General features: G+C 68.5%; 22 protein-coding genes. 12 read left to right on the forward strand and 10 right to left on the reverse strand.

The window, feature by feature from the left end; genetic code table 11:
- Positions 1-155: 155 nt before the first annotated feature.
- Entirely contained in the window at positions 156-1,598 is a 1,443-nt protein-coding gene (locus tag AB0B50_RS42055) for a CCA tRNA nucleotidyltransferase (protein WP_362342525.1), read from the reverse strand.
- 196 nt (positions 1,599-1,794) lie between these two features.
- Here AB0B50_RS42055 and AB0B50_RS42060 point away from each other — a divergent pair, with 196 nt between their 5' ends.
- The 7 genes from AB0B50_RS42060 (at position 1,795) to trxA (ending at position 11,721) form a co-directional block, all read left to right on the forward strand.
- On the forward strand, positions 1,795-4,146 hold the full coding sequence (locus AB0B50_RS42060) for a DUF6049 family protein (RefSeq protein ID WP_362342528.1): 2,352 nt from the start codon (positions 1,795-1,797) through the stop codon (positions 4,144-4,146).
- A 46-nt stretch (positions 4,147-4,192) separates the two neighbouring features.
- Complete coding sequence (gene murJ / locus AB0B50_RS42065) at positions 4,193-6,535, forward strand: murein biosynthesis integral membrane protein MurJ (protein ID WP_362342531.1); 2,343 nt, start codon at positions 4,193-4,195, stop codon at positions 6,533-6,535.
- 118 nt (positions 6,536-6,653) lie between these two features.
- Entirely contained in the window at positions 6,654-8,369 is a 1,716-nt protein-coding gene (locus tag AB0B50_RS42070; protein WP_362342534.1) for a protein kinase family protein, read from the forward strand.
- Between the two features lie 45 nt (positions 8,370-8,414).
- Positions 8,415-9,149, forward strand: a complete 735-nt coding sequence (sigM, locus tag AB0B50_RS42075; protein WP_362342537.1) for an RNA polymerase sigma factor SigM — start codon at positions 8,415-8,417, stop codon at positions 9,147-9,149.
- Positions 9,146-10,150, forward strand: a complete 1,005-nt coding sequence (locus tag AB0B50_RS42080) for a hypothetical protein (protein WP_362342540.1) — start codon at positions 9,146-9,148, stop codon at positions 10,148-10,150. Before sigM ends, AB0B50_RS42080 begins: the two co-directional genes overlap by 4 nt.
- 238 nt (positions 10,151-10,388) lie before the next feature.
- Positions 10,389-11,348: a thioredoxin-disulfide reductase gene (gene trxB / locus AB0B50_RS42085; protein ID WP_362342542.1), complete on the forward strand. Its 960-nt coding sequence runs from the start codon at positions 10,389-10,391 to the stop codon at positions 11,346-11,348.
- 40 nt (positions 11,349-11,388) lie between these two features.
- Positions 11,389-11,721 carry a thioredoxin gene (gene trxA / locus AB0B50_RS42090; protein ID WP_362342544.1) on the forward strand — a complete coding sequence of 111 codons (333 nt, stop codon included), beginning with the start codon at positions 11,389-11,391 and terminating at the stop codon, positions 11,719-11,721.
- Positions 11,722-11,806: 85 nt separating this feature from the next.
- Here the strand turns inward: trxA and AB0B50_RS42095 are convergent, their stop codons facing one another.
- The 9 genes from AB0B50_RS42095 to rpmH form a co-directional block, all read right to left on the reverse strand.
- Positions 11,807-12,424 (reverse strand): GNAT family N-acetyltransferase, encoded by a 618-nt coding sequence (locus tag AB0B50_RS42095; protein ID WP_362342547.1) that lies wholly within the window; start codon positions 12,422-12,424, stop codon positions 11,807-11,809.
- A gap of 307 nt (positions 12,425-12,731) precedes the next feature.
- Positions 12,732-13,850 carry a ParB/RepB/Spo0J family partition protein gene (locus tag AB0B50_RS42100; RefSeq protein ID WP_362342549.1) on the reverse strand — a complete coding sequence of 373 codons (1,119 nt, stop codon included), beginning with the start codon at positions 13,848-13,850 and terminating at the stop codon, positions 12,732-12,734.
- Complete coding sequence (locus AB0B50_RS42105; RefSeq protein WP_362342690.1) at positions 13,847-14,923, reverse strand: ParA family protein; 1,077 nt, start codon at positions 14,921-14,923, stop codon at positions 13,847-13,849. The genes AB0B50_RS42100 and AB0B50_RS42105 overlap by 4 nt, the downstream gene beginning before the upstream one ends.
- 296 nt (positions 14,924-15,219) lie before the next feature.
- Entirely contained in the window at positions 15,220-15,939 is a 720-nt protein-coding gene (rsmG, locus tag AB0B50_RS42110; RefSeq protein WP_362342552.1) for a 16S rRNA (guanine(527)-N(7))-methyltransferase RsmG, read from the reverse strand.
- A 100-nt stretch (positions 15,940-16,039) separates the two neighbouring features.
- Positions 16,040-16,555, reverse strand: coding sequence for a R3H domain-containing nucleic acid-binding protein (locus AB0B50_RS42115; RefSeq protein ID WP_055700788.1), 516 nt, complete (start codon positions 16,553-16,555; stop codon positions 16,040-16,042).
- 14 nt (positions 16,556-16,569) lie between these two features.
- Positions 16,570-17,883, reverse strand: coding sequence for a membrane protein insertase YidC (yidC, locus tag AB0B50_RS42120; protein ID WP_362342555.1), 1,314 nt, complete (start codon positions 17,881-17,883; stop codon positions 16,570-16,572).
- Positions 17,884-17,886: 3 nt separating this feature from the next.
- Positions 17,887-18,243 (reverse strand): membrane protein insertion efficiency factor YidD, encoded by a 357-nt coding sequence (gene yidD / locus AB0B50_RS42125; protein WP_362342558.1) that lies wholly within the window; start codon positions 18,241-18,243, stop codon positions 17,887-17,889.
- Complete coding sequence (gene rnpA, locus AB0B50_RS42130; RefSeq protein ID WP_362342561.1) at positions 18,240-18,611, reverse strand: ribonuclease P protein component; 372 nt, start codon at positions 18,609-18,611, stop codon at positions 18,240-18,242. The genes yidD and rnpA overlap by 4 nt, the downstream gene beginning before the upstream one ends.
- A gap of 21 nt (positions 18,612-18,632) precedes the next feature.
- Positions 18,633-18,770 carry a 50S ribosomal protein L34 gene (gene rpmH / locus AB0B50_RS42135; RefSeq protein ID WP_003949374.1) on the reverse strand — a complete coding sequence of 46 codons (138 nt, stop codon included), beginning with the start codon at positions 18,768-18,770 and terminating at the stop codon, positions 18,633-18,635.
- Positions 18,771-19,137: 367 nt separating this feature from the next.
- Here rpmH and dnaA point away from each other — a divergent pair, with 367 nt between their 5' ends.
- From dnaA to AB0B50_RS42160, 5 genes are all read left to right on the forward strand, one after another.
- Complete coding sequence (gene dnaA / locus AB0B50_RS42140) at positions 19,138-21,009, forward strand: chromosomal replication initiator protein DnaA (RefSeq protein WP_362342564.1); 1,872 nt, start codon at positions 19,138-19,140, stop codon at positions 21,007-21,009.
- 955 nt (positions 21,010-21,964) lie between these two features.
- The gene (gene dnaN / locus AB0B50_RS42145; RefSeq protein WP_362342567.1) at positions 21,965-23,095 is read left to right on the forward strand and encodes a DNA polymerase III subunit beta; all 1,131 of its coding nucleotides are present in this window, start codon (positions 21,965-21,967) and stop codon (positions 23,093-23,095) included.
- Positions 23,096-23,184: 89 nt separating this feature from the next.
- On the forward strand, positions 23,185-24,060 hold the full coding sequence (gene gnd / locus AB0B50_RS42150) for a phosphogluconate dehydrogenase (NAD(+)-dependent, decarboxylating) (RefSeq protein WP_362342570.1): 876 nt from the start codon (positions 23,185-23,187) through the stop codon (positions 24,058-24,060).
- 52 nt (positions 24,061-24,112) lie between these two features.
- Positions 24,113-25,234: a DNA replication/repair protein RecF gene (recF, locus tag AB0B50_RS42155; RefSeq protein WP_362342573.1), complete on the forward strand. Its 1,122-nt coding sequence runs from the start codon at positions 24,113-24,115 to the stop codon at positions 25,232-25,234.
- Positions 25,231-25,803, forward strand: coding sequence for a DciA family protein (locus AB0B50_RS42160; RefSeq protein ID WP_362342576.1), 573 nt, complete (start codon positions 25,231-25,233; stop codon positions 25,801-25,803). Before recF ends, AB0B50_RS42160 begins: the two co-directional genes overlap by 4 nt.
- The last annotated feature ends 78 nt before the right edge of the window (positions 25,804-25,881 follow it).

Here is a 25,881-nt window from a genome sequence, read left to right on the forward strand (position 1 = left end):
CCCTGCGGGCTTTGGCCCACTCTGTGTTGTTCTTTTTTTTCTAAACTATTCTGGGGGGGGGGTGGGGGTTTTTTTCTTGTTTTTTTGTTTAAAACAGCGCCCCTCAGCACATAACGGACCAGTGGTTGTTTCACGTGAAACAACCACCGCCCGCCTCAGCTCTGCTCGGCCCACCACTCCTTGAGCGCAGCCACCGCCGCATCCCGCTCCATCGGCCCGTTCTCCAACCGCAGCTCCAGCAGGAACTTGTAGGCCTTGCCGATCACTGGGCCCGGGCCCACGCCCAGGACCTCCATGATGTCGTTGCCGTCGAGGTCAGGGCGGATCGAGTCCAGCTCCTCCTGCTCCTGGAGGCGAGCGATGCGCTCCTCCAGGCCGTCGTACGCACGCGACAGGGCGTTCGCCTTGCGCTTGTTACGCGTCGTGCAGTCGGAGCGAGTCAGCTTGTGCAGCCGGTCCAGGAGCGGTCCTGCGTCCCGTACATAGCGACGTACGGCCGAATCGGTCCACTCACCCGTGCCGTATCCGTGGAAGCGCAGGTGGAGCTCGACCAGCCGCGAGACGTCCTTCACGAGCTCATTGGAGTACTTGAGCGCCGTCATCCGCTTCTTGACCATCTTCGCGCCCACCACCTCGTGGTGGTGGAAGGAGACCCGGCCGTCGCTCTCGAAGCGTCGTGTCCTCGGCTTGCCGATGTCGTGCAGCAGCGCCGCGATCCGCAGCGTCAGATCGGGGCCGTCCGTCTCCAGTGCCATCGCCTGCTCGAGGACGATCAGCGAGTGGTCGTAGACGTCCTTGTGACGGTGGTGCTCGTCCCGCTCCAGACGCAGCGCCGGCAGCTCGGGCAGGACGCGCTCGGCGAGCCCTGTGTCCACGAGGAGCGCCAGGCCCTTGCGCGGGTGTGCGGAGAGGATCAGTTTGTTCAGCTCGTCCCGCACGCGCTCCGCGGAGACGATGTCGATGCGCTCGGCCATCGCCTTCATCGCGGCGACGACGTCGGGGGCCACCTCGAAGTCCAGCTGCGCGGCGAAGCGCGCGGCCCGCATCATGCGCAGCGGGTCGTCGGAGAAGGACTCCTCGGGAGTGCCAGGGGTGCGCAGAACGCGCTCCGACAGGTCTTCGAGCCCGCCGTGCGGATCGATGAACTCCTTCTCGGGGAGCGCCACCGCCATCGCGTTCACGGTGAAGTCACGGCGTACGAGGTCTTCCTCGATGGAGTCGCCGTAGGACACCTCGGGCTTGCGCGAGGTCCTGTCGTACGCCTCGGAGCGGTACGTCGTGACCTCGATCTGGTAGCCGTCCTTCTGGCTGCCGACCGTGCCGAAGGCGATCCCGACCTCCCACACCGCGTCCGCCCACGGCCGGACGATCTTCAGAACGTCCTCGGGGCGCGCGTCGGTCGTGAAGTCCAGGTCGTTGCCGAGCCGCCCCAGGAGGGCGTCCCTGACCGAGCCACCGACCAGGGCGAGGGAGAACCCCGCCTCCTGGAATCGACGGGCGAGATCGTCCGCGACAGGGGACACACGCAGCAGTTCGCTGACCGCGCGGCGCTGCACCTGGCTCAGTGCGCTGGGATTGTCTTCATTGGCGTTCGGCACAACAGAAAAGGGTACGTGGCCCGGGCGCCCGGGGCCGACCCGATTCCCGCCGGGCCCCGCAAGGCCCGCACCGCCGCCCCGGCCAGGTCTTCCGATCATGTGGAGCAGTCCGCGGCACTTCGCCACAGCGCGCATCGTTACCATGCGTGGACGCACAACCGACGACCACTGACGACGACGAGGGACGGGCGAACGCGTGGCCGAGGCGGCAGACTTCCCGGGGACCAGTCCCTCACCTGCCCGCCGGTGGCTGCGGCGCACCGCAGCACTGCTGGTGGGCACCCCTTTGCTGGCCGGACTCCTGCAGGTCCCGGCAGACCCCGTCGCGCATGCCGCCCCACCGAGCGCGAAGGCGGACGCGACCGGGTCCCGCACCGTCGACGTCTCGCTGGACAAGCTCACCCCGACCACGCCCGGTGAGGGCGACACGCTCGTCGTCTCGGGCACCGTCACCAACAACGGCAAGCAGACGGTGACCGACGCCCAGGTCGGCCTGCGGGTGGGGCCCGTCAACAGCCGCAGCGCCATCGACGCCGCCGCGAAGCGCACGGGCTTCCAGCCAGGCACCGAGGGCACGGAGGTCGGCGGGAAGTACACCGAGAAGTTCTCCAAGCTGGTCCCCGGTGTGCGCCAGGACTTCAGCATCTCCGTACCGGTCAAGGAGCTGAGCCTCGGCGCCGACGGCGTCTACCAACTGGGGGTCGCCCTCACCGGGCAGAGCAGCGCCCAGCCCTACCCCCAGGTGCTCGGCATCGAGCGCACCTTCCTGCCGTGGCAGCCCGATGCCGCCGACACGAAGACGAAGACGACCTATCTCTGGCCACTGATCTCCTCCACGCACCTCACGGCGAAGAACGAGTCGGACGAACAGCAGACGCCTGTCTTCAAGAACGACGACCTGGCCGACGAACTCGCGCCCGGCGGACGCCTGGAACAGCTCCTGTCCCTCGGCAGTGACCTCGATGTCACCTGGGTCATCGATCCGGACCTGCTCGCCTCCGTCGAGGCGATGACGCATAGCTACCGGATCCAGAACCCCGACGGGACGACCACCAGGGCCGGCAGGCACCAGGCCGTCGCCAATCAGTGGCTCAACGACCTCGAGACCGCCGTCAAGGGCAAGAAGGTCGTCGCGCTCCCCTTCGCCGACCCCGACCTCGCGTCCCTCGCGCACAACGGCAAGGCCGTCTCCGGCTCCCTCGGCCACCTCAAGGAGGCCACCGACGCCGCTGCCGAGACGGTGGACACGATCCTCCACGTGAAGCCCAGCACCGACTTCGCGTGGCCCGCCGACGGGGCGATCGACCCGTCGATCGTCGACGTCGCCACCTCCGCGGGAGCCCACTCGGTCATCACCCGCAGCGACAGCCTGCGCGAGGCCAATCTGCAGTACGCGCCGACCGCGGCCCGGCCCATCGGTGGTGGCACGACGGCCGTGGTGGCCGACGCACGCCTCTCGACGGCCTTCGAAGGCGACATGACGGAAGCCGAGAACTCCACGCTCGCCGTGCAGGAGTTCCTCGCCCAGAGCCTGATGATCAACCTTCAGGACCCCGACAAGCAGCGCAGCATCGTCGTGGCCCCACAGCGCATGCCCTCGGCGAGCCAGGCCCAGTCCATGGCGAAGGCACTCACCGGCCTCTCCGGCGGCCAGTGGTCGCAGCCCGAGGACCTGACCGCCGCGGCGAAGGAGAAGCCGGACCCGCAGGCCACCACGCAGGTGCCGTCGGCCGGCTCGTACCCCGCCTCGCTGCGCAAGCAGGAGCTGCCGCAGTCGGCCTTCGAAGACATTCAGAACACGCAGAACCGGCTCGATCGCTTCCAGGTGATCCTCACCGAGAAGCACCGCGTGGTCACCCCGTTCGGGAGGGCCATAGACCGAGAGATGTCGACCTCCTGGCGCGGGCGCCCGACGGAGGCGAGCGACTATCGGACGAGCGTGTGGGGCTATCTGAAGGAGCTCACCGGGCAGGTGGGTCTGATCCAGAGGTCCGATGCGAAGCTCTCCGGACGCAGCGCGACCATTCCGATCTCGGTCCAGAACAACCTGGTGCAGGAGGTCGACCACCTCGTGCTGCGGCTGTGCTCGCACAACCCCACTCGCCTGAAGATCGGTGACGGGCAGTGCGAGGAGAAGCCGATCAAGGTCTCGGGCGGCCACTCCCAGTCGGTGAAGTTCACGACCACGGCCAACGCCAACGGTCCGGTCCCGGTGTACGCCCAGCTCTACACGGAGGACGACCAGCCCTACGGCGACGCCGTGCGCTTCGAGGTCAACGTCACCGAGTTCACCCTCACGGTGATGCTTGTCATTGCCGGCGGCCTCCTGCTGCTCGTTCTCGCCGGATTCCGGATGTACACCCAGCGCAAGCGCGCGGCGCGCAAGCAGGCCCAGGAAGGCCCTGACGAGGGCCCTGACGAGGGCCCTGAGGGCGATTCCGGCTCCGAGTCGGGGGAAGACGACCCCGAGCAGCCGAGTGACCCGACACCGGACACCGCTCCGGAAAGCACCGACCCGTCGGACACGGGTGAGAGAGTGGACCGTTGAGCGATGTCGTGGCCGGTGGGCCCGGGGACGATGAGGTGGGGTAACCATGAACGCGCCGTACGACGGTGACCGTGGCCAGGGCGCGGGCGGCTCCGCCTCGCCCGGGGGCCCGCCGCCCGGCTCCCCCGAGCACGGGCAGGTGCCGCCGCAGCCGGCGCCGGACATGTATCTCCAGGACGCCTACGACCAGGACCCCTACCGGGCCCAGGACCTCTCCGCCCAGGACCCGGTGACCGAGGCGCTCTACGACCGTGCGGCGCACCCCCCGCCGCCGCCCGGCACCTATCAGCAGCAGCCGCTCTACGCCCAGCCGCCCAGCCCGCAGCACGCCCCGGACCCGCGCGTGTGGGCCCAGACACCCGCCCCCGAGCCGGACGGCCCCACCCGCCACCTCCCGTACGGCGACGACGCCCGTACGACGCAGTTCGTGGGCGTCGACGACCTGGTCACCCAGGCCGGCGAGGAGCACCACGAGCCGGACGCCTTCGCACACCTCTTCCGCGACCAGCAGCCCGGCGGCTACCGCAACCAGCAGGCCGGCTACCAGCAGAGCGACTACCAGCAAGGTGGCTATCCCCAGGGCGACGGCTACCAGCAAGGCGGTGGCCATCCCCAGCAGGGCGGCTACCCCCAGGGCAACGGCTACCAACAGCCCGTCAACGGCGGCTACCCGCCCGCCGAGCAGCAGCCGATCGTCCCGGCCCCCGCGGCGGCCCCGGCACCGGCTCCCGCGCCTGCGCCCGCCCCCAAGTCGGGCGGCCGCGCGTCGGGCCTGCTGAAGTCGAGCGCCGTCATGGCAGCCGGCACGCTCGTCTCTCGGCTCACCGGCTTCATCCGCTCCGCCCTGATCGTCTCAGCGCTCGGTGTGGGCCTCCTTGGTGACACCTTCCAGGTCGTCTACCAGATCCCGACAATGATCTACATCCTCACCGTCGGCGGCGGCCTCAACTCCGTCTTCGTGCCTCAACTGGTGCGCTCCATGAAAGAGGATGAGGACGGTGGCGAGGCCTACGCCAACCGCCTGCTGACCCTCGTCATGGTGGCGCTCGGTGTCCTCACCGCCCTGGGCATCGTCCTGGCTCCGCAACTGGTTCAGGTCATGTCCGTACCGGTCGCGAACAATGCGGAAGCCACCGAGGTGGGCACCACCCTGCTGCGCTACTTCCTGCCCTCGATCTTCTTCATGGGTGTCCACGTGGTGATGGGACAGATCCTCAACGCACGCGGCAGGTTCGGCGCGATGATGTGGACGCCGGTCCTCAACAACATCGTCATCATCTTCACGCTCGGCATGTTCATCTGGGTTTACGGAACGTCGGCGGAGTCCGGCATGACCGTGAACAGCATCCCGCCGCAGGCCGAGCGTCTCCTCGGCGTCGGAATTCTGCTGGGTCTGGTCGTCCAGGCCCTGGCCATGGTCCCGTACCTCCGCGAGACCGGCTTCCGACTGCGTCCCCGCTTCGATTGGAAGGGCCACGGTCTGGGGAAGGCCGCCAAGCTCGCCAAGTGGACCATCCTCTTCGTCCTGGCCAACCAGGCAGGTGCGATCGTCGTCACCCAGCTGGCCACCGCAGCCACGACCGACCTGCCCTCGACCAGCGGCATCGGCTTCGCCGCCTATGCGAACGCCCAGCTCATCTGGGGCCTCCCGCAAGCCATCATCACGGTCTCCCTCATGGCCGCCCTGCTTCCCCGGCTGTCCCGGTCCGCACACGACGGGGACACCGGTGCCGTGCGTGACGACATCTCGCAAGGCCTGCGCACAACGGCCGTGGCGATCGTCCCCATCGCCTTCGGATTCGTCGCGCTCGGCATCCCGATGTGCACCCTGATCTTCGGCTCCTCGGGCAGTGCCCAGGCCACGAACATGGGTCTCATGCTGATGGCCTTCGGCCTCGGCCTGATTCCCTACTCCGTGCAGTACGTCGTGTTGCGGGCCTTCTACGCCTACGAGGACACACGAACGCCCTTCTACAACACGGTCATCGTCGCCGCCGTCAACGCCGCCGCCTCCGGTGCCTGCTACATGCTGCTGCCGACCCGCTGGGCGGTGACCGGCATGGCAGCCGTGTACGGCCTCGCGTACGCCATCGGCGTGGGGGTCGCCTGGCGCCGACTGCGCAAGCGTCTCGGCGGCGATCTGGACGGGGGCCACGTCCTGCGTACCTACGCTCGCCTCGGGATCGCCGCGCTGCCCGCCGCGCTGCTCGGCGGCGGCGTCGCCTACGCCGTGACCCAGGCCCTCGGGCAGGGGGTCCTCGGGTCTCTGGCGGCGTTGCTCGCGGGTGGTGCGGTGCTGCTCGGGGTCTTCTTCGTGGCCGCCCGAAAGATGCGGATCGCGGAGCTCAACTCCATGGTCGGCATGGTCCGCGGGCGTCTCGGTCGCTGAGACAAGTCGGTTCGCACAACCATCGTCGGCCACCGTGTGTCGTGCATAGCGCCGGACTGTGGGCACAATTGGCTTTGGCGTCTGACGAAGCGCAATGGATGGGGAGGCAGGAACGACGGTGGCGGAACGGAGCACGGCTGCCGTCGACGTGGCAGACAACAGCGGCGACGAGCCGCTGACCGCCAAGGCGGAGCAGGCCACGGCCGACGGGGTGGCCCAGACCCGGGAGCGGGACACGGCAGCAGACGAAGACGCGGCGGACAACAACGACAAGCCCACGAGCCGCGGGGCGGCGTCCTCACCCCCAGAACTGCACAGTGGTCACAAGCTCGCCAGACGCTATCGACTGGAAGAGTGCGTCACCCGTCTGGACGGTTTCAGCAGCTGGCGTGCGGTCGACGAGAAGCTCCGTCGCGCCGTCGGCGTGCATCTCCTGCCCGCGGACCATCCGCGGGCCCGCTCGGTGCTCGCGGCGGCCCGTTCCTCGGCGCTGCTCGGCGACCCGCGCTTCGTACAGGTCCTGGACGCGGTCGAGGAGAACGACCTCGTCTACGTGGTCCACGAGTGGCTCCCTGACGCCACGGAGCTCACCGCGCTCCTTGCCGCCAGCCCGCTCGAGGCGCACGACGCGTACCAGCTCGTCAGCCAGGTCTCCCAGGCCATGGCCGCCGCGCACCGCGAAGGCCTCGCGCATCTGCGGCTGACGCCGAGCGCGGTGCTGCGCACCTCCACCGGCCAGTACCGCATCCGCGGCCTCGCCGTGAACGCCGCGCTGCGCGGCATCAGCTCCGACACCCCGCAGCGCACGGACACGGAAGCGATCGGCGCACTTCTGTACGCCTCGCTGACCCAGCGTTGGCCGTATGAGGACGACGCATACGGGCTCTCCGGGCTTCCCAAGGACATCGGCCTCATCGCCCCCGACCAGGTGCGGGCGGGCGTCCACCGCGGCCTGTCGGAGCTCGCCATGCGCGCGCTCGTCAACGACGGCGCGACGGCGTCACGCCAGGAGCCTCCGTGCACGACGCCGGAGGAACTGGTGAAGGCGATCGGCGAGATGCCCCGCATCCGTCCGCCCGAGCCCGCCTTCACCGCTCCGCCGGAGTACCAGCGCACCACGTACCAGCAGGGCACGTACGGCCGTCCGGCGCCCCCAGGTGTCACGCAGCCCGTACCGACCCCTCCGCCCCCGCTGCAGAGCCGCACCGGCAGGGCTCTCAAGTGGGCCGTGTCCGCGCTGCTCATCGCCGCGCTGGGCCTAGGCAGCTGGCAGCTGGCGGACGCCCTGATGGACCGCGAGAACTCCGGAGACCCCGGCACGTCGCACACCAACGGAGGCGGCGACAAGGGCCAGCCCAAGCCGAAGAAGCCCATCGCCATCAAGGGCGCCGAAGAGTTCGTCCTGAAGGGCGACCCCCAGAACCCGGGCACCGTAGGCAACACCTACGACAAGGACCGGTCCACGCTCTGGCGCACCAAGACCTTCAACGAGGGTCCGAGGCTTGCCCCGTACAAGCCCGGTGTCGGTATCGTCTACGACCTCGGCTCGGAGCAAGACGTCTCCGAGGCGTCGATAGCCCTTCGCTACGGCGGGAACCGCACCACGGTCGAGCTGTACGCGACGGACTCGCTGACGCCTTCGACGGCAATCGGGGCCATGAAGAAGATCGGCGCCGCGACCACGTCGGGCCAGACCGCGAAGATCGAGGCCAAGAAGCCCGTGAAGTCGCAGCACGTGCTCCTCTGGATGACCGAGGTACCGAACTCCCCTCGCGACGGGTACTACGGAGCGGGATACAAGCAAGGCATCACGGACGTGAAATTCAAGGGCTGAGAAATCGGCTCGGCGACGCTCACCGAGGGGGGAGGGGGTTCGACGGTGGACAGCACCGAACACCGCGACATGAGCGACCAGGACCTCCTCGCCTGCCACGTCGCCGGTGACAAGGATGCCTTCGGCGAGCTCGTGCGGCGCCACCGCGACCGGCTGTGGGCCGTGGCGCTGCGCACGCTGGGGGACCGCGAGGAGGCGGCCGACGCGGTGCAGGACGCCCTCGTCTCCGCCTACCGAGCGGCCCACACCTTCCGTGGGCAGTCCGCCGTGACGACGTGGCTGCATCGGATCACCGTGAACGCCTGTCTCGACCGGGCGCGCAAGGCGGCCTCGCGCAAGACCTCGCCGATCGATGACACCGAACGTCTGGAGCAGCTCCTGGAGCCGGAGGAGTCCGCGGCCGCTCCTGTCGAGCGGGGCGATGTCCACCGGGAACTCGTGGAGGCGCTGGGCACGCTTCCTCACGATCAGCGTGCCGCCCTCGTCCTCGTCGACATGCAGGGCTATCCGGTGGCCGAGGCAGCCCGCATGCTCGACATCCCCACCGGCACGGTCAAGAGCCGCTGCGCACGCGGCAGAGCCAGACTGCTGCCGCTGCTCACTCATCTGCGTACGGAAGCACCCGCACGGAACGGGGACAGCGGCGACGACGGCGGAAGCAAGAAGCCCGTCTCAGGAAGGAACCGGACGCAGGGGACATCCGTCCCACCGGCAGCAGGGCCAAGGGATTCAGGACCAAGCGATTCAGCTGCTGTGAAGGGCGGAGGTGGGCGAGCGTGACAACCACGACCGACTCGGCCGGGCACCCGGAAGTCGCTGAGATCTCCGATCTGACCGAGGGTCTGCTCTCCCCGTCACGCACGAGCGACGTGCGACGGCACCTGGACAGCTGCGAGCTCTGCGCCGATGTCTATGCCTCCCTGGAGGAGATCCGCGGCATGCTCGGCACCCTGCCGGGCCCTCCGCGCATGCCGGCCGACGTCGCGGGGCGCATCGACGCCGCACTGGCCGCCGAAGCACTGCTGAACTCCACCGCCCCCGACGGCCCCATTGCGGTGGACGAGACGTCCGAAGCAGGGTCTGAGACGGGGTCCGAGGTGGATCCCGAGCCCGCGCTCGCCACTTCGCCGCCCGCCGCCGCGCGTGTTTCACGTGAAACATCGCCTTCCCACGCATCCTCCGGAGCCACCGACCGTCCTGCCGGACGCCCGCGTGCCGCCACCGGTCCAGGGCGTGGCAGCCGCCTGCGGGGGATGCGTCGACGTACCGCCGTGCTCAGTGCCGTCTTCACTGCGGCCGCCATCGGTCTCGGCACCCTGCTGATGCAGACCATGGGCGGCGACTCAGGAGGGACCTCCGATACGGCCTCGGGCCGGGAGACCGCGAACCCCTTCTCCGAGGAGAAGCTCCAGGGGCAGGTCGCCGATCTCCTCGCGAAGAACTCCGTCAAGGGATCCGGGGGAAAGGTGGAGGGTTCCACGCCTTCCTACGACACGCGCACCGCGCCGGAGTCCCCCAAGACGAAGTTGCGTGAGGAGTCCGAGGAGAGTCAGAAGGGCACTGTCGAGGTCCCCGAGTGCATTGAGCGCGGCATCGACGACAAGACACCTCTCGCCGCCGAAGCAGGCTCCTACGAAGGCAAGCCCGCCTACCTCGTCGTCGTGCCCCACGATTCCGACAGCACCAAGGTCTCCGCGTACGTCGTCGACGCCAGCTGCGTGGGCGAGTCCTCGCCGTCCACGGGGAAGGTCCTTGTGACGCACTCCTATCCCCAGAGCTGACGTCTCGGGTATCCCCGGAGCTGACGTCCAGGGCCTTTTTCACAGCGCTCTTTCACGGGCGCTCGGCGCTGCGGCCAGCAGTCTTGTGGTGCAAGGCACTCTCCGTCCTGACACGCTTCCGTGCGCGCGGACACGTCGGGGAATGCACGCCCCGTAGGATCCGTTGGGTGGGGTGAGAGTCCTGAGACAGGCACCCACGAGCAGTACGCAGCAGTCCCCAGAGACGAGGAATCAAGCCGTGACCGACGTCCGTAACGTGATCATCATCGGCTCCGGGCCCGCCGGCTACACGGCGGCGCTCTACACCGCGCGCGCGTCGCTGAAGCCGCTGGTGTTCGAGGGCGCCGTCACCGCCGGCGGTGCGCTGATGAACACCACCGAGGTGGAGAACTTCCCCGGCTTCCAGGACGGCGTCATGGGCCCCGAGCTCATGGACAACATGCGGGCCCAGGCCGAGCGCTTCGGTGCCGAGCTCGTGCCCGACGATGTTGTCGCCGTCGACCTCAGCGGTGAGATCAAGACCGTGACGGACACCGCGGGCACCGTGCACCGCGCGAAGGCCGTCATCGTCACGACCGGCTCGCAGCACCGCAAGCTCGGCCTGCCGAACGAGGACGCCCTCTCCGGACGCGGCGTCTCCTGGTGCGCCACCTGCGACGGCTTCTTCTTCAAGGACCAGGACATCGCCGTGATCGGCGGCGGCGACACCGCGATGGAGGAGGCCACCTTCCTCTCGCGCTTCGCCAAGTCCGTGACGATCGTGCACCGCCGCGACAGCCTGCGTGCCTCCAAGGCGATGCAGGAGCGTGCCTTCGCCGACCCGAAGATCAAGTTCATCTGGGACAGCGAGGTCGCCGAGATCAAGGGCGAGCAGAAGCTCTCCGGGCTGACGCTGCGCAACCTCAAGACGGGCGAGACGTCCGAGCTGCCGGTGACCGGCCTGTTCATCGCGATCGGCCACGACCCGCGCACGGAGCTCTTCAAGGGACAGCTGGAGCTGGACGATGAGGGCTACCTGAAGGTCGACGCGCCCTCGACCCGGACGAACCTGACCGGTGTCTTCGGCGCCGGCGACGTCGTCGACCACACGTACCGCCAGGCGATCACGGCGGCCGGCACCGGCTGCTCCGCCGCTCTCGACGCAGAGCGCTTCCTCGCTGCCCTCGCCGACAGCGAAACCGCGGCTGCCACCGTCTGACCCCTCTCTTCCCCCACCGCAACAAGTTAAGGAGACTGCCGTGGCCGGCACCCTGAAGAACGTGACCGACGCCTCCTTCGAGGAGGACGTCCTCAAGAGCGACAAGCCCGTACTGGTGGACTTCTGGGCCGCCTGGTGCGGTCCGTGCCGCCAGATCGCCCCGTCCCTCGAGGCGATCGCGGCCGAGCACGGCGACAAGATCGAGGTCGTCAAGCTCAACATCGACGAGAACCCGGGTACGGCCGCCAAGTACGGCGTCATGTCCATCCCGACCCTGAACGTCTACCAGGGTGGCGAGGTGGCCAAGACCATCGTCGGCGCCAAGCCGAAGGCCGCGATCGAGCGTGACCTGGCGGACTTCATCGCCGAGTAATCGGCGGCGATGTTTCACGTGAAACACGAATGGACCAGTCCCTCGGGGACTGGTCCATTCGCCGTGCATCGGCCGGAAGGCGCCCTCACAGCGGCCGCAGCGCCGGCTCCTTCTGTACTGCTCCCAGCAGGCGGTCGAGCGCCAGCTCGACGTCCTCCTTCCAGGAGAGCGTCGTCCGCAGCTCAAGCCTCAGCCGGGGATAGGCGGGGTGTGGGCGGACCGTCTTGAAGCCCACCGCCAAGAGATGATCCGCCGGCAGCACACACGCGGGCTTCTCCCAGCGCGCGTCACCGAAGGCCTCGATCGCCTTGAAGCCTCTACGCAGGAGATCCTTCGCGACCGTCTGGACGATCACACGGCCGAGCCCCTGCCCCTGATAGCCGGGCATGATCAAGGCCGTCATCAGCTGGACGGCGTCCGGCGACACGGGGCTGGTGGGGAACGCCGTGGAGCGGGGGACGTATGCCGGAGGCGCGTAGAGCACGAAGCCCACCGGTACGTCGTCGACGTAGACGACACGACCGCAGGAGCCCCACTCCAGCAGAACAGCGGAGATCCAGGCTTCCTTCTCCAGCTCCGCGGTTCCGTCCTTTACCGCGGCCTGGCCGCTGACCGGGTCCAGCTCCCAGAAGACGCACGAACGGCAACGCTTGGGAAGGTCCGGGAGGTTGTCCAGCGTGAGCGGTACGAGCCGACGCCCCATGAAGGCGGTTCCTCACTTCCTTCACCCGCCGCGCTGAGGGCGGCTGTCAGAGCGCTGCGTTCCCTGAGCAAGCTGCCGACGAACCCGCCGACCGCACCCAGCCCGAGGCTCGCTGTCATCAGTCCGGTGCGGCTCATCGATCGCATGGCCCCTGCCTCCCCAATGAGGTGCCGTCAGGTGGATGCGCCATACCTCAACGCATCGTATCCACGATGGGATTGCCTCGATACCGTAAGAAAGCAAAGAGCGGGCCGTGTTCCGGTACACACCGGACACGGCCCGCTCTCGCGGTGCCGACCTTTGCGACTCAGGCCTTGCCGTCCTCGGAGTCGCTCTCCGCCTCGGCCTCGGCGAGGCCGTTCTGCAGGACAGGCCCCTCTCCCGGAGCCAGCGTGCTGAGGATGCGCTCCAGATCCTCCAGAGAGGCGAAGTCGACGACGATCTTGCCCTTCTTCTGCCCCAAGTCCACCCTCACCCGCGTCTCGAACCGATCGGAGAGACGAGTGGCGAGGCCGGTCAGTGCCGGCGAGAGCCGGGTGCCGGCACGCGGCCCCTTGGCCTTCGGAGCGCTCTGCGGCCGTGAACCCATGAGGGTCACGATCTCCTCGACGGCGCGTACCGAGAGACCCTCGGCCACGATCCGGTGAGCGAGCCGGTCCTGCTCCTCCGAGTCCTCGACGGAGAGCAGCGCGCGAGCGTGTCCCGCGGAGAGAACTCCGGCGGCAACCCTGCGCTGCACCGCCGGCGAGAGCTTCAGCAGCCGCAGCGTGTTGGAGACCTGCGGGCGGGAGCGACCGATGCGGTCCGCCAGCTGATCGTGCGTGCAGTTGAAGTCCTTGAGCAACTGGTCGTAGGCGGCGGCCTCTTCCAGCGGGTTCAGCTGGGCGCGGTGCAGGTTCTCGAGCAGCGCATCCAGGAGGAGCTTCTCGTCCTCCGTGGCCCGCACGATCGCGGGGATGCGCTCCAACCCCGCCTCACGGCAAGCCCTCCAGCGCCGCTCGCCCATGATGAGCTCGTAGCGCGCGGGGCCCAACTGCCGTACGACGACCGGCTGGAGAAGACCGACCTCCTTGATGGAGGTCACCAGCTCCGCGAGGGCGTCCTCGTCGAACACCTCACGCGGCTGCCGCGGGTTGGGCTTGATGGAGTCCAGCGGCAGCTCGGCGAAGTGCGCACCGGCCACGGTCGAGCTCTCCGGCGCCTCCGCCGACTGCTGGGGCGGCTCCACCGTTTCATGTGAAACGGGGCTCTGCGGGAGCGACGCCACCTTCGCGGCGGCCACCCCCCGCTCGGCGGTGAGCACAGGCACGGCAGTGGGGGAGGTCGAGGCTCCTCCCCCCACCGTCTGCGGGGCCTGCTTCTCCGTAGGGGCTGCAGGGATCAGGGCGCCGAGGCCTCGCCCCAGCCCTCTCCGTCGCTCGCTCACTGCATCCCCTCCGTCATGCTCTGCTGGCTGTTCTGAGCGCCCATGTGGGCGTGCTGGACGTCGTAACGCACCCCGACTCCGCGCAGCGCGATCTCTCGTGCCGCTTCGAAGTAGGAGAGGGCTCCGCTCGATCCCGGATCGTAGGTGAGCACCGTCTGGCCGTAACTCGGCGCCTCGGAGATGCGGACCGATCGCGGGATGCTCGTCCGCAGGACCTCGTCGCCGAAGTGGTTGCGCACCTCGTCCGCCACCTGAGAGGCGAGCCGGGTCCTGCCGTCGTACATGGTGAGGAGGATCGTCGACACATGCAGGTTCGGGTTGAGGTGACCCCGCACCAGATCGACGTTGCGCAGGAGTTGGCCGAGGCCTTCCAGTGCGTAGTACTCGCACTGGATGGGGATCAGCACCTCCGCACCGGCCACCAGCGCGTTGACCGTGAGCAGACCCAGCGACGGCGGACAGTCGATGAGGATGTAGTCCAGCGGCTGCTCGTACGCCTGGATCGCTCGCTGCAGTCGGCTCTCACGAGCCACCAGCGACACCAGCTCGATCTCCGCACCGGCGAGATCGATGGTGGCGGGGGCGCAGAAGAGACCCTCGACGTCGGGCACCGGCTGGACGACTTCGGAGAGAGGCTTGCTCTCGACCAAGACGTCGTAGATGGACGGCACTTCGGCGTGATGGTCGATACCGAGAGCCGTGGAGGCATTGCCCTGCGGGTCGAGGTCGATCACCAGGACGCGTGCGCCGTGCAGAGCGAGCGAGGCGGCGAGATTGACGGTCGTCGTCGTCTTGCCCACCCCGCCCTTCTGGTTGGCGACCACCATGACGCGGGTCTGCTCGGGGCGCGGCAGGCCTTCGCCTGCGCGGCCAAGCGCTTCCACCGCCAGTTGGGCAGCACGACCGATGGGTGTGTCGTCCATCGGGGTCGGTGTTTCACGTGAAACATCCTCCCCCGCCGACTCGGTACGGGGACCGGGGACCGGATCGGTCATCGGTCCCGCGATGTTGGCGTCGGACCGCAAGGATTCACTCTCCTCGACATCAGGCTCGCAATGAACAGAGCCTCCCATGCTTTCGGGGTCGTGAACCAGCGAGGCCCGGTCTTCTGTGGACGAATCCACCTCTGTGGACAACTCCGTTCCCTTATCGAGGGAACCAAGTGGTCGACGGTCGCGAGGTTCCGCAGCGCGGCCGCGACTGATGATGCCATGCAGCAGTGAGCGACGTTTCACGTGAAACACGATGCACCGCAGCCGGGGTGCCGCTTGTGCGACACCCCGGTATGCGTACGTTTGACAGCTTTTGTGGAGTACGGCTCGTCGTCAGGACGGATCAGCGGCCCCGCGCCGCAGTGAGCGGATCCGAGTCAGCCTCGGCGTCGCCGAGCCCGTCCGGTGCGAGCCGCCTTGGCCCGCTTCGCGGCGAAGCGCACGCCACCAGGGCTCTCCCCGACCTCCACCCGTACGACTGTGGACTGCGGGTCCACCACGCCCTCGCCCACGTGCAGGACCGAGGTGTCCACGGCGCCGAGCTTACTCAGGGCAGCTCCCGCGGCCCTGACCTCTTCCTCGGCGGTGTCGCCCTTGAGCAGAAGCATCTCTCCATACGGGCGAAGCAGCGGAACGCCCCAGGCCGCCAGGCGGTCCAGCGGCGCCACGGCGCGCGCGGTCACCACATGGACCGGCGGCAGCTTGCCGAGGACCTCCTCGGCGCGCCCCCGCACGACCGTCACATGGTCGAGGCCGAGCAGCTCCACGACCTCGGTGAGGAAGTTCGTGCGCCGCAGCAGGGGCTCGAGAAGCGTGATCTTCAGGTCAGGGCGGACCAGGGCCAACGGGATACCGGGCAGGCCGGCGCCGGAGCCGACGTCGCACACCGTGACGCCCTCGGGCACCACCTCGGACAGCACCGCACAGTTCAGCAGGTGCCGCTCCCACAGCCGGGGCACTTCGCGAGGGCCGATCAAACCTCGCTGCACTCCCGCGTCGGCGAGCAGCTCCGCGTACCGGACCGCGTCCGGGAAGCGCTCACCGAATACCGTCCGGGCCTCTTCAGGCGCCGGGGGGAGCTCCGCTGCCTCCGTCACGGGGACCGTCCTTCCGTACCGCACTGGGGTGGCTGACTAACAGGCTGACAAAGATCGGCCCCGCCTGCGAACAGACGGGGCCGGAAATACTCGGTGCCGCTCAGGCGGGGAGCACGACGACGAAGCGCTGCGGCTCCTCGCCCTCGGACTCACTGCGCAGACCGGCGGCCTTGACCGCATCATGCACGACCTTGCGCTCGAACGGCGTCATCGGCTTGAGCTTGACCGGCTCGCCCGAGCTCTTCACCTCGGCCGCGGCCTTGGCGCCCAGCTCCGAGAGCTCTTCGCGCTTCTTGGCGCGGTAGCCCGCGATGTCCAGCATCAGGCGGCTGCGGTCGCCGGTCTCACGGTGCACTGCGAGACGCGTGAGCTCCTGGAGCGCCTCCAGGACCTCGCCGTCGCGGCCGACCAGCTTCTGCAGGTCGCGGCTGCCGCTGTCACTGATGATCGAGACAGCGGCCCGGTCGGCCTCGACGTCCATGTCGATGTCGCCGTCGAGGTCGGCGATGTCCAGCAGACCCTCGAGGTAGTCCGCCGCGATCTCCCCCTCCTGCTCGAGGCGGGTGAGGGTGTCGCCGGCCTCAGCTGCGGCGGAGGTGGTGGTGCCTTCCGTCACGGGATGGGCTCCTTCTACTTCTTGGAGGACGGGTGCTTGGGCCGCTGCTGGCCCTTGCGCTGCTGTCCCGACTTGGCTCGGCTGCGCTGACCGGAGCCGGGCTGCTTGCCCGTGGTGCTGCCGCCGGCCTGCTTGGTCTTGGGGGTGCTGTCCTGGGGCTTGTCGGCCTTCTCCAGGGAGGGCTTCGTCTCGGGGGACTTGTCCTCGGGAGCGTCCGTCTTGGCGGTGCCCTGCGCGGTGCCGGACTGACGCTTCGCCTTGCTCTGGCGCTTGGGCTGCTGCCGCTTGGGAGCACCGGAGCCGGGAGCGCCGTCCTCGGTCTCCGTGGCGACGGCCGCTTCGCTCTCCACGACGGTGCCGTCGGCCTGGGCCGCGAGGCCCGCCTTGGTCAGACCGTTGATGAACTTCCGCTCGAACTCGTTGCGGTCACGGCCCTTGGCGACGATCGCCTTGATGACGTTGGTCTTGCCGCGGCCCCGCACCTTCTTGGTGTGCGTGATCTGCTTCTGCAGGCGCTCCAGGAACGCGGCCTGGGCCTTGGAGCCCGGGGTCGGGTTCTGGCGGATCACGTACATCTGCTGGCCCATGGTCCACACGTTGGTGGTCAGCCAGTAGACGAGGACACCGACGGGGAAGTTGATGCCGAAGACGGCGAACATGATCGGGAAGACGTACATCAGCAGCTTCTGCTGCTGCATGAACGGCGTCTTGACCGTGGTGTCCACGTTCTTCGTCATCAGCTGGCGCTGCGTGAAGAACTGCGACGCCGACATCAGGATGATCATGATCGCGGTGACGACGCGGACGTCCGTCAGCGTGGCGTTGAGCGCAGCGACCTTGTCCGCACTGTCAGTGAACTTCGCGGCCAGCGGGGCGCCGAAGATGTGGGCCTTACGCGCGCTCTCCAGGAGCGGGCCGTCGATCTCGCCGATCTGCTTGCCCGTGGCGATGCCGTTGAGCACGTGGTAGAGGGCGAAGAAGAACGGGGACTGCGCCAGGATGGGAAGGCACGAGGAGAGCGGGTTGGTACCCGACTCCTTGTACAGCTTCATCATCTCTTCGGACTGGCGCTGCTTGTCGCTCTTGTAGCGCTCCTGGATCTTCTTCATCTCGGGCTGCAGCGTCTGCATCGCCCGAGTGGCCTTGATCTGCTTCACGAAGAGCGGGATCAGGCAGATCCGGATCAGGATCACCAGGGACACGATGGACAGGCCCCAGGCCCAGCCCGTGTCGGGGCCGAAGATCTTCCCGTACACCGAGTGGAACTGGACGATGATCCACGAGACTGGTGTCGTGATAAAGCTGAAGAGACTGGCAATCGTGTCCACTAATCAGGCTCCTTGAGCATGGGACGGGGTCTCGGTCTCGGCGGCCGGTCCAGGGGGAAGATCCCCGGTCGGCGCGCCTGCGGCGGAGGGCCCGCCCTTGCGTTCGCGCCAGGCAGCGCGCAGCATCTCGTGCCACCGCGGACGCTTGCGCGGCGGAACGTGGTCGACACCACCGAGCGACCACGGATTGCACCGCAGAATGCGCCAGGCGGTGAGCGCCGTTCCCTTGATCGCGCCGTGCCGGTCGATGGCCAGGTAGCCGTAGCGGGAACACGATGGGTAGTACTTGCACACTGGGCCCAGGAGCGGACTGATCGTCCACTGGTACAGCTTGATCAGAGCCAGCAGCGGGTACTTCATCGCGCGCCCCCTCCCAGCAACCGCTCCAAGGCGGCGTCCAGGTCTCGGGCCAGCTGTGCATGGTCGGCGTCGCCCGCTCCGGGCAGCGCTCGTACGACTACCAGGCTACCGGGGGGCACCAGGGCCAACCGGTCACGCATCAAGTGGCGAAGCCTGCGCTTCACGGAGTTGCGTACGACTGCCCCGCCCACGGCCTTGCTGACGACGAAACCCGCACGTGTCGGGGGAGAGCTCTCCCCTGGCACGTGCGGGTCCGTTGCACCGCTACGCAGATGGACGACGAGAAGCGGGCGTCCGGCCCGGCGTCCTCGGCGTACCGCGGTCGCGAAGTCTTCGCGCCGCCTCAGCCGATGCTCGGTAGGCAGCACGACGTCATGACCTGACTGGGATCAGGCGGACAGGCGGGCGCGACCCTTGCCACGGCGGGACGCGAGAATCGCGCGGCCGGCACGGGTGCGCATGCGCAGCCGGAAGCCGTGGGTCTTGGCGCGACGACGGTTGTTCGGCTGGAAGGTGCGCTTGCTCACTCGGGGGCTCCAGAAATGATTCGTAGATGGCGGGACATCGCCTGGCTGTCACCGTGCGCCCACGAGAAGCTCGCGAATACGCACCGAGTGCACCGCTTCACAATCACAGATCGTGATCTTTGCCCATCGGAGGCAGGCGGCAGCAGCCATCGACAACTCGACCTGGTTACGGTACGCGGGGCTACGCCATCCGGTCAAACCGGCCGTCAGGGAGAGACACTGTGCACAGCCTGTGGACAACAACTTGAACCGCAGCCGTCGCCCTGACTACCGTGGCTGAACTCCGATTCGTTCCCTTCCTTCTCCCCATCCCGATTTCCGTCCCATGAACCACACCTTCGTGGGACCCCGTGAGAGAGCGTGCCCTGTGGCTGACGTACCTGCCGATCTTGCCGCAGTGTGGCCACGAGTTCTGGAACATCTGCTGGGTGAGGGCCGCGGGCAGGGCGTCGAGGCGAAGGACGAGCGGTGGCTCAGGAGCTGCCAGCCACTGGCCCTCGTCGCCGACACCGCGCTGCTGGCCGTTCCGAACGAATTCGCCAAGGGCGTACTGGAGGGCCGTCTCGCGCCCGTGGTCAGCGAGACCCTGAGCCGCGAGTGCGGCCGCCCCATCCGCATCGCCATCACGGTCGACGACTCCGTGGGCGAACCCGTGGGTCCGCCGGCGCCGCCGATCCAGCAGCAGCCCCCCCAGCAACAACAGCAGCACCAGCAGCGCTACGAAGAGCCCGAGCTGCCGCCTGCCTCCGGGCAGGGCCGCGAGCAGTACGAGAGCTACGGCCGCCGCCCGACGGACGAGCACCAGGCGGGTGCCCGTCCCGAGCAGCTGCCGACCGCGCGCCCCGCCTACCCGGACTACCAGCGCCCGGCCCCGGGCGCCTGGCCGCAGCAGCCCCAGCCCCAGGACGACTACGGCTGGCAGCAGCCGCGGCTCGGCTTCCCCGAACGGGACCCGTACGCGAACCCGGTGCAGCCGCCGCAGCACGACTACCGCTCGCAGCCGCCGCAGGAGCGTTCGCCGTACGAGCAGCAGCGCCCCGAGCCGCAGGACCGGCGCGAGCGCCACGACATGCCCGAGCCGTCCGGCGACCACCGGGGCAACGGTCACGGCGTGCACCGGGGAGGGCCGGTCGGCCCCACCTCGTCGAGCGGCGCCCCCGGCCCGCTGGCCGCGCAGCCGGCGCCCGCGACGGGGCCGGGCGAACCCACCGCGCGCCTCAACCCGAAGTACCTCTTCGACACCTTTGTCATCGGTGCGTCGAACCGTTTCGCGCACGCGGCCGCGGTCGCCGTCGCCGAGGCACCCGCGAAGGCGTACAACCCCCTCTTCATCTATGGGGAGTCGGGGCTTGGCAAAACGCATCTGCTGCACGCGATCGGGCACTACGCCCGCAGCCTCTATCCCGGCACGCGCGTGCGCTATGTGAGCTCGGAGGAGTTCACCAACGAGTTCATCAACTCCATCCGCGACGGCAAGGGCGACAGCTTCCGCAAGCGCTACCGCGAGATGGACATCCTGCTCGTCGACGACATCCAGTTCCTCGCGGACAAGGAGTCGACGCAGGAGGAGTTCTTCCACACCTTCAACACGCTCCACAACGCGAACAAGCAGATCGTGCTCTCCAGCGACCGGCCGCCCAAGCAGCTGGTGACCCTGGAGGACCGGCTGCGCAACCGGTTCGAGTGGGGCCTGATCACGGACGTCCAGCCGCCCGAGCTGGAGACCCGTATCGCGATCCTTCGTAAGAAGGCGGTGCAGGAACAGCTCAACGCGCCTCCGGAGGTGCTCGAGTTCATCGCGTCGCGCATCTCGCGGAACATCCGTGAGCTGGAGGGTGCGCTGATCCGGGTGACCGCGTTCGCGTCCCTCAATCGACAGCCTGTGGACCTCGGTCTGACGGAGATCGTCCTCAAGGACCTGATCCCCGGCGGCGAGGACGCCGCTCCGGAGATCACGGCGACGGCCATCATGGCCGCGACCGCCGATTACTTCGGTCTGACGGTGGACGACCTGTGCGGATCCTCGCGCAGCCGCGTCCTGGTGACAGCGCGCCAGATCGCCATGTATCTGTGCCGTGAGCTGACGGACCTCTCCTTGCCGAAGATCGGCGCGCAGTTCGGCGGCCGCGACCACACGACCGTCATGCACGCGGACCGCAAGATCCGCGCGCTGATGGCCGAGCGTCGCTCCATCTACAACCAGGTCACCGAGCTCACCAACCGCATCAAGAACGGCTGACAGCTACAGGGAACAACCACAGCGACACGTCGAAGGACACGTCGTATACGTCGCTGAAGGCGCCTCAGGACACCTCCTGAGGCGCCTTTTTGCTGCCTCAGGGCACCTTCCGGGGCGTCCCGAGGGGGGCTCCGGAGCACGAGGGAGCCGTACCGGGACCAGCCGGTGTTCGATTTCCCCTGTTCAGACGGGGGTTCTCCACAGATGTGCGAACTTTTTTGCTTCCACACCCTGGGGACCGGGAAGTTGTCCAGACACTGTCCACAGGGGACCCTGCTGAGGGATCATCAGGCCAGGTCAGGTGGCTGTGGATTCGTGGACGAAGATTCTCCACAGGGTGTGGATCAAAATTCTTTCCACAGGCTGTGCATGAAGTTGTCCACCGGCTGCCCACAGGCTCGAGCTCGTTGTCCCCAGTCGTCGCCAGCTTCTCCACACGGCTGTCCACTGTTCGGCAACGCAACGCGCGCTCTCACTGGGTCGAGTGAAAGGCGTCACACCAAGGTGGTCGGTTGGCCTGTGGGGAAGCTGGGTAAAGCTGGGGACAGCGCTGGGGAGAAGTGCCCCCTCCCTGTGCATCGGGTGTGCAGAACTTTCGCCCGTCCACAGAAACCCCCGGTTGTCCACGGGTGCCGCCCACAGGCTCAGTGGATAAAAAACCGGCGCTGACCTGCGCTTTCACGGTTATCCACGGTTTCCACAGGCCCTACTACTACTCCCAACTAGAGAGTCCGGGGAAATCGTTTGGAAGGGGGGCCTGTGCACAACTCGAGGTCCGGAGCTCCGGTGCCGCTCGCCACGACTTGACCCCGACGGGCACCGACTGTCAGTGCGGTGCGTCAGACTGGTCCCCGGTGTCCTTCCCACGGCATGGCTGAGAGACACCGAGTCAGACGACGAGGGCCACAGGCCCAGCGGGCGAGAGCAGCCAGCAACAGCAGGAGGGCGGCTTACGGTGAAGATCCGGGTTGAACGCGACGTACTCGCGGAGGCGGTGGCCTGGGCGGCGCGCAGCCTCCCGGCCCGGCCGCCTGCGCCCGTCCTCGCGGGCCTGCTGCTGAAGGCCGAGGAAGGCGCACTGAGCCTGTCGAGCTTCGACTACGAGGTCTCGGCACGCGTCTCGGTGGACGCAGAGGTGGACGAGGAAGGCACGGTTCTCGTGTCGGGCCGGCTGCTCGCGGACATCTGCCGCGCGCTCCCCAACCGCCCGGTGGAGATCTCCACAGACGGTGTACGGGCGACGGTGGTCTGCGGCTCCTCGCGATTCACACTCCACACCCTTCCTGTGGAGGAGTACCCCGCGCTGCCGCAGATGCCGACCGCCACGGGCACCGTCCCCGGTGAGGTCTTCGCATCCGCCGCATCCCAGGTGGCCATCGCCGCGGGCCGCGACGACACGCTGCCCGTGCTGACCGGCGTACGCATCGAGATCGAGGGCGACACGGTCACCCTGGCCTCCACCGACCGCTACCGCTTCGCGGTCCGTGAGTTCCTGTGGAAGCCGGAGAACCCCGAGGCGTCCGCGGTCGCCCTGGTCCCCGCCAAGACGCTCCTGGACACCGCCAAGGCGCTCACGAGCGGCGACACGGTCACCCTGGCGCTGTCCGGCTCGGGTGCGGGCGAAGGCCTGATCGGTTTCGAGGGCGCCGGGCGGCGTACGACGACGCGTCTGCTCGAGGGCGACCTGCCGAAGTACCGCACGCTGTTCCCGACCGAGTTCAACTCGGTGGCCGTCATCGAGACCGCCCCCTTCGTGGAGGCCGTCAAGCGTGTGGCCCTGGTCGCCGAGCGGAACACCCCGGTGCGGCTCAGCTTCGAGCAGGGCGTGCTGATCCTGGAGGCGGGCTCCAGCGACGACGCACAGGCTGTGGAAAGGGTCGACGCCCAGCTCGACGGCGACGACATCTCGATCGCCTTCAACCCGACGTTCCTGCTGGACGGCCTGAGCGCGATCGACTCCCCGGTCGCCCAGCTGTCGTTCACGACGTCCACGAAGCCGGCGCTGCTGAGCGGCAAGCCGGCCCTGGACGCCGAGGCGGACGAGGCCTACAAGTACCTGATCATGCCCGTACGTCTGAGCGGCTGAGCCCACAGGTGTGTGCGTGCGTCCGGGCGTAGGCTCGGACGCAGGTACGAAAGTGCCGTAACGCCACGTCGCTAGTGAAGGAACCTCTGATGGAGCTCGGTCTCGTCGGCCTCGGCAAGATGGGCGGCAACATGCGCGAGCGCATCCGCCGCGCAGGTCACACCGTCATCGGATACGACCGCAACCCGGACCTCGCGGATGTCCACAGCCTCGAAGAGCTTGTGGGCAAGCTCAAGGGCCCGCGAGTGGTGTGGGTGATGGTCCCGGCCGGTGCCGCGACCCAGTCCACCATCGACGAGCTCTCCGAGCTCCTCCAGCCCGGCGACATCGTGGTCGACGGCGGCAACTCCCGCTGGACGGACGACGAGAAGCACGCGGAGGAGCTCGCGGCCAAGGGCATCGGCTTCGTCGACTGCGGCGTCTCCGGCGGCGTCTGGGGCCTCGAGAACGGCTACGCGCTGATGTACGGCGGCGACAAGGAGAACGTCGCCAAGGTGCAGCCGATCTTCGACGCGCTGAAGCCCGAGGGCGACTTCGGCTCGGTGCACGCGGGCAAGGTCGGCGCGGGCCACTTCGCGAAGATGGTCCACAACGGCATCGAGTACGCGATGATGCAGGCCTACGCCGAGGGCTGGGAGCTCCTGGAGAAGGTCGACTCCGTCACGGACGTCCGCGAGGTCTTCCGCTCCTGGCAGGAGGGCACGGTCATCCGCTCCTGGCTGCTCGACCTGGCCGTCAACGCCCTCGACGAGGACGAGCACCTGGAGAAGCTGCGCGGCTTCGCGCAGGACTCCGGTGAGGGCCGCTGGACCGTCGAGGCCGCCATCGACAACGCCGTGCCGCTGCCGGCGATCACCGCGTCGCTCTTCGCGCGCTTCGCCTCGCGGCAGGACGATTCGCCGCAGATGAAGATGATCGCCGCGCTGCGCAACCAGTTCGGCGGCCACGCGGTCGAGAAGAAGTAATCCACAGCCTGTGCGCTGAGCGCGGGTTTGCCGGGGGAGGTCGGCGCACACCATGCACGTCACGCATCTGTCGCTGGCCGACTTCCGCTCGTACGCCCGGGTCGAGGTCCCTCTCGATCCGGGCGTCACCGCGTTCGTGGGCCCGAACGGACAGGGCAAGACCAACCTCGTCGAGGCCGTCGGCTATCTCGCCACGCTCGGCAGCCACCGGGTCTCCTCCGACGCACCGCTCGTCCGCATGGGCGCCGAGCGCGCCGTCATCAGGGCCCAGGTCCGCCAGGGCGAGAGGCAGCAGCTGGTCGAGCTCGAGCTCAATCCCGGCAAGGCCAACCGCGCCCGCATCAACAGGTCCTCGCAGGTCAGGCCGCGCGACGTGCTGGGGATCGTACGCACTGTGCTGTTCGCGCCCGAGGACCTCGCGCTGATCAAGGGCGACCCCGGTGAGCGCCGTCGTTTCCTCGACGAGCTGATCACCGCGCGCTCCCCGCGCATGGCGGGGGTCCGGTCCGACTACGACCGGGTCCTGAAGCAGCGCAACACCCTCCTGAAGTCGGCCGCCCTCGCGCGTCGTCACGGCGGGCGGTCCATGGACCTGTCCACCCTCGACGTCTGGGACCAGCACCTCGCGCGCGCGGGTGCCGAGCTGCTCGCCCAGCGGCTCGACCTGATCTCGACGCTGCAGCCGCTGGCCGACAAGGCGTACGAACAGCTGGCACCCGGCGGCGGACCGATCTCCCTGGAGTACAAGCCGTCGGCGCCCGGGGACGGGCACACGCGCGAGGCGCTCTACGAACAGCTGATCGCCGCCCTGGAAGAGGCCCGCAAGCAGGAGATCGAGCGGGGCGTCACCCTGGTCGGCCCGCACCGCGACGACCTCGTGCTCAAGCTGGGCCAACTCCCCGCGAAGGGGTACGCGAGCCACGGCGAGTCCTGGTCGTACGCCCTCGCGCTGCGCCTGGCCTCGTACGACCTGCTTCGGGCCGAGGGCAATGAGCCGGTGCTCGTCCTCGACGACGTCTTCGCGGAACTGGACGCGCGCCGCAGGGAACGGCTCGCGGAGTTGGTGGCTCCGGGCGAGCAGGTGCTGGTCACCGCCGCGGTGGACGACGACGTCCCGGACGTACTCACCGGCACGCGGTACGCGGTGTCGGACGGCGCGGTGGACCGCGTATGAGCGCCGAAGAGCCTGCCAAGGACACTCTCCAGGCCGCCGGTGACGGGGCCGCAGGCAAGCCGAAGACTCCTGAACCCTCCGGTGTCGACCTCGCCCGGGTCGCCCTGCGTGCCGCCAAGGAACAGGCACGCGCGCGTGGAGATGCCGCACAGCAGAAGAAGCAGGCACGCCGCGGCGGCCTGCGCTCCGGTGCACGCGCGGACGGGCGCGATCCGCTGCCGCTCGGCTCCGCCATCAACCGTCTGATCACCGAGCGCGGCTGGGAGACGCCGGCCGCTGTGGGCGGGGTGATGGGCCGCTGGCCGCAGATCGTCGGCGACGACCTGGCCAAGCACTGCGTCCCGCAGAGGTACGACGAGGACGAGCGCGTCCTGACCGTGCAGTGCGACTCGACGGCCTGGGCGACGAACCTGCGCCTACTGGCCCCGCAGCTGGTCGCCCGCCTCAACGAGGACCTGGGCCACGGCACCGTACGCCTCATCAAGGTCCTCGGCCCCGGGGGTCCCGCACGCCGCTTCGGCCCCTTGCGCGCACCCGGTAGCACGGGCCCCGGTGACACCTACGGCTGAGGGTGCTCCGGGCGGTAGCTGGGGGTTGACGTCCCGAAGCGCTGAGTGCCGCTGTGAGCGTTCTGGAGCCCTGGGCCG

The organism is Streptomyces sp. NPDC041068 (genome assembly GCF_040647455.1).
Classification (GTDB): domain Bacteria; phylum Actinomycetota; class Actinomycetes; order Streptomycetales; family Streptomycetaceae; genus Streptomyces.

What these genes read in the sequence shown, in the direction of transcription:
- AB0B50_RS42095 (WP_362342547.1), bottom strand. Translation starts at nt 12,424, where the DNA reads ATGGGGCGTCGGCTCGTACCGCTCACGCTGGACAACCTCCCGGACCTT.
- murJ (WP_362342531.1), top strand. Translation starts at nt 4,193, where the DNA reads ATGAACGCGCCGTACGACGGTGACCGTGGCCAGGGCGCGGGCGGCTCC.
- AB0B50_RS42160 (WP_362342576.1), top strand. Translation starts at nt 25,231, where the DNA reads ATGAGCGCCGAAGAGCCTGCCAAGGACACTCTCCAGGCCGCCGGTGAC.
- AB0B50_RS42105 (WP_362342690.1), bottom strand. Translation starts at nt 14,923, where the DNA reads ATGGGAGGCTCTGTTCATTGCGAGCCTGATGTCGAGGAGAGTGAATCC.
- recF (WP_362342573.1), top strand. Translation starts at nt 24,113, where the DNA reads ATGCACGTCACGCATCTGTCGCTGGCCGACTTCCGCTCGTACGCCCGG.
- yidD (WP_362342558.1), bottom strand. Translation starts at nt 18,243, where the DNA reads ATGAAGTACCCGCTGCTGGCTCTGATCAAGCTGTACCAGTGGACGATC.
- gnd (WP_362342570.1), top strand. Translation starts at nt 23,185, where the DNA reads ATGGAGCTCGGTCTCGTCGGCCTCGGCAAGATGGGCGGCAACATGCGC.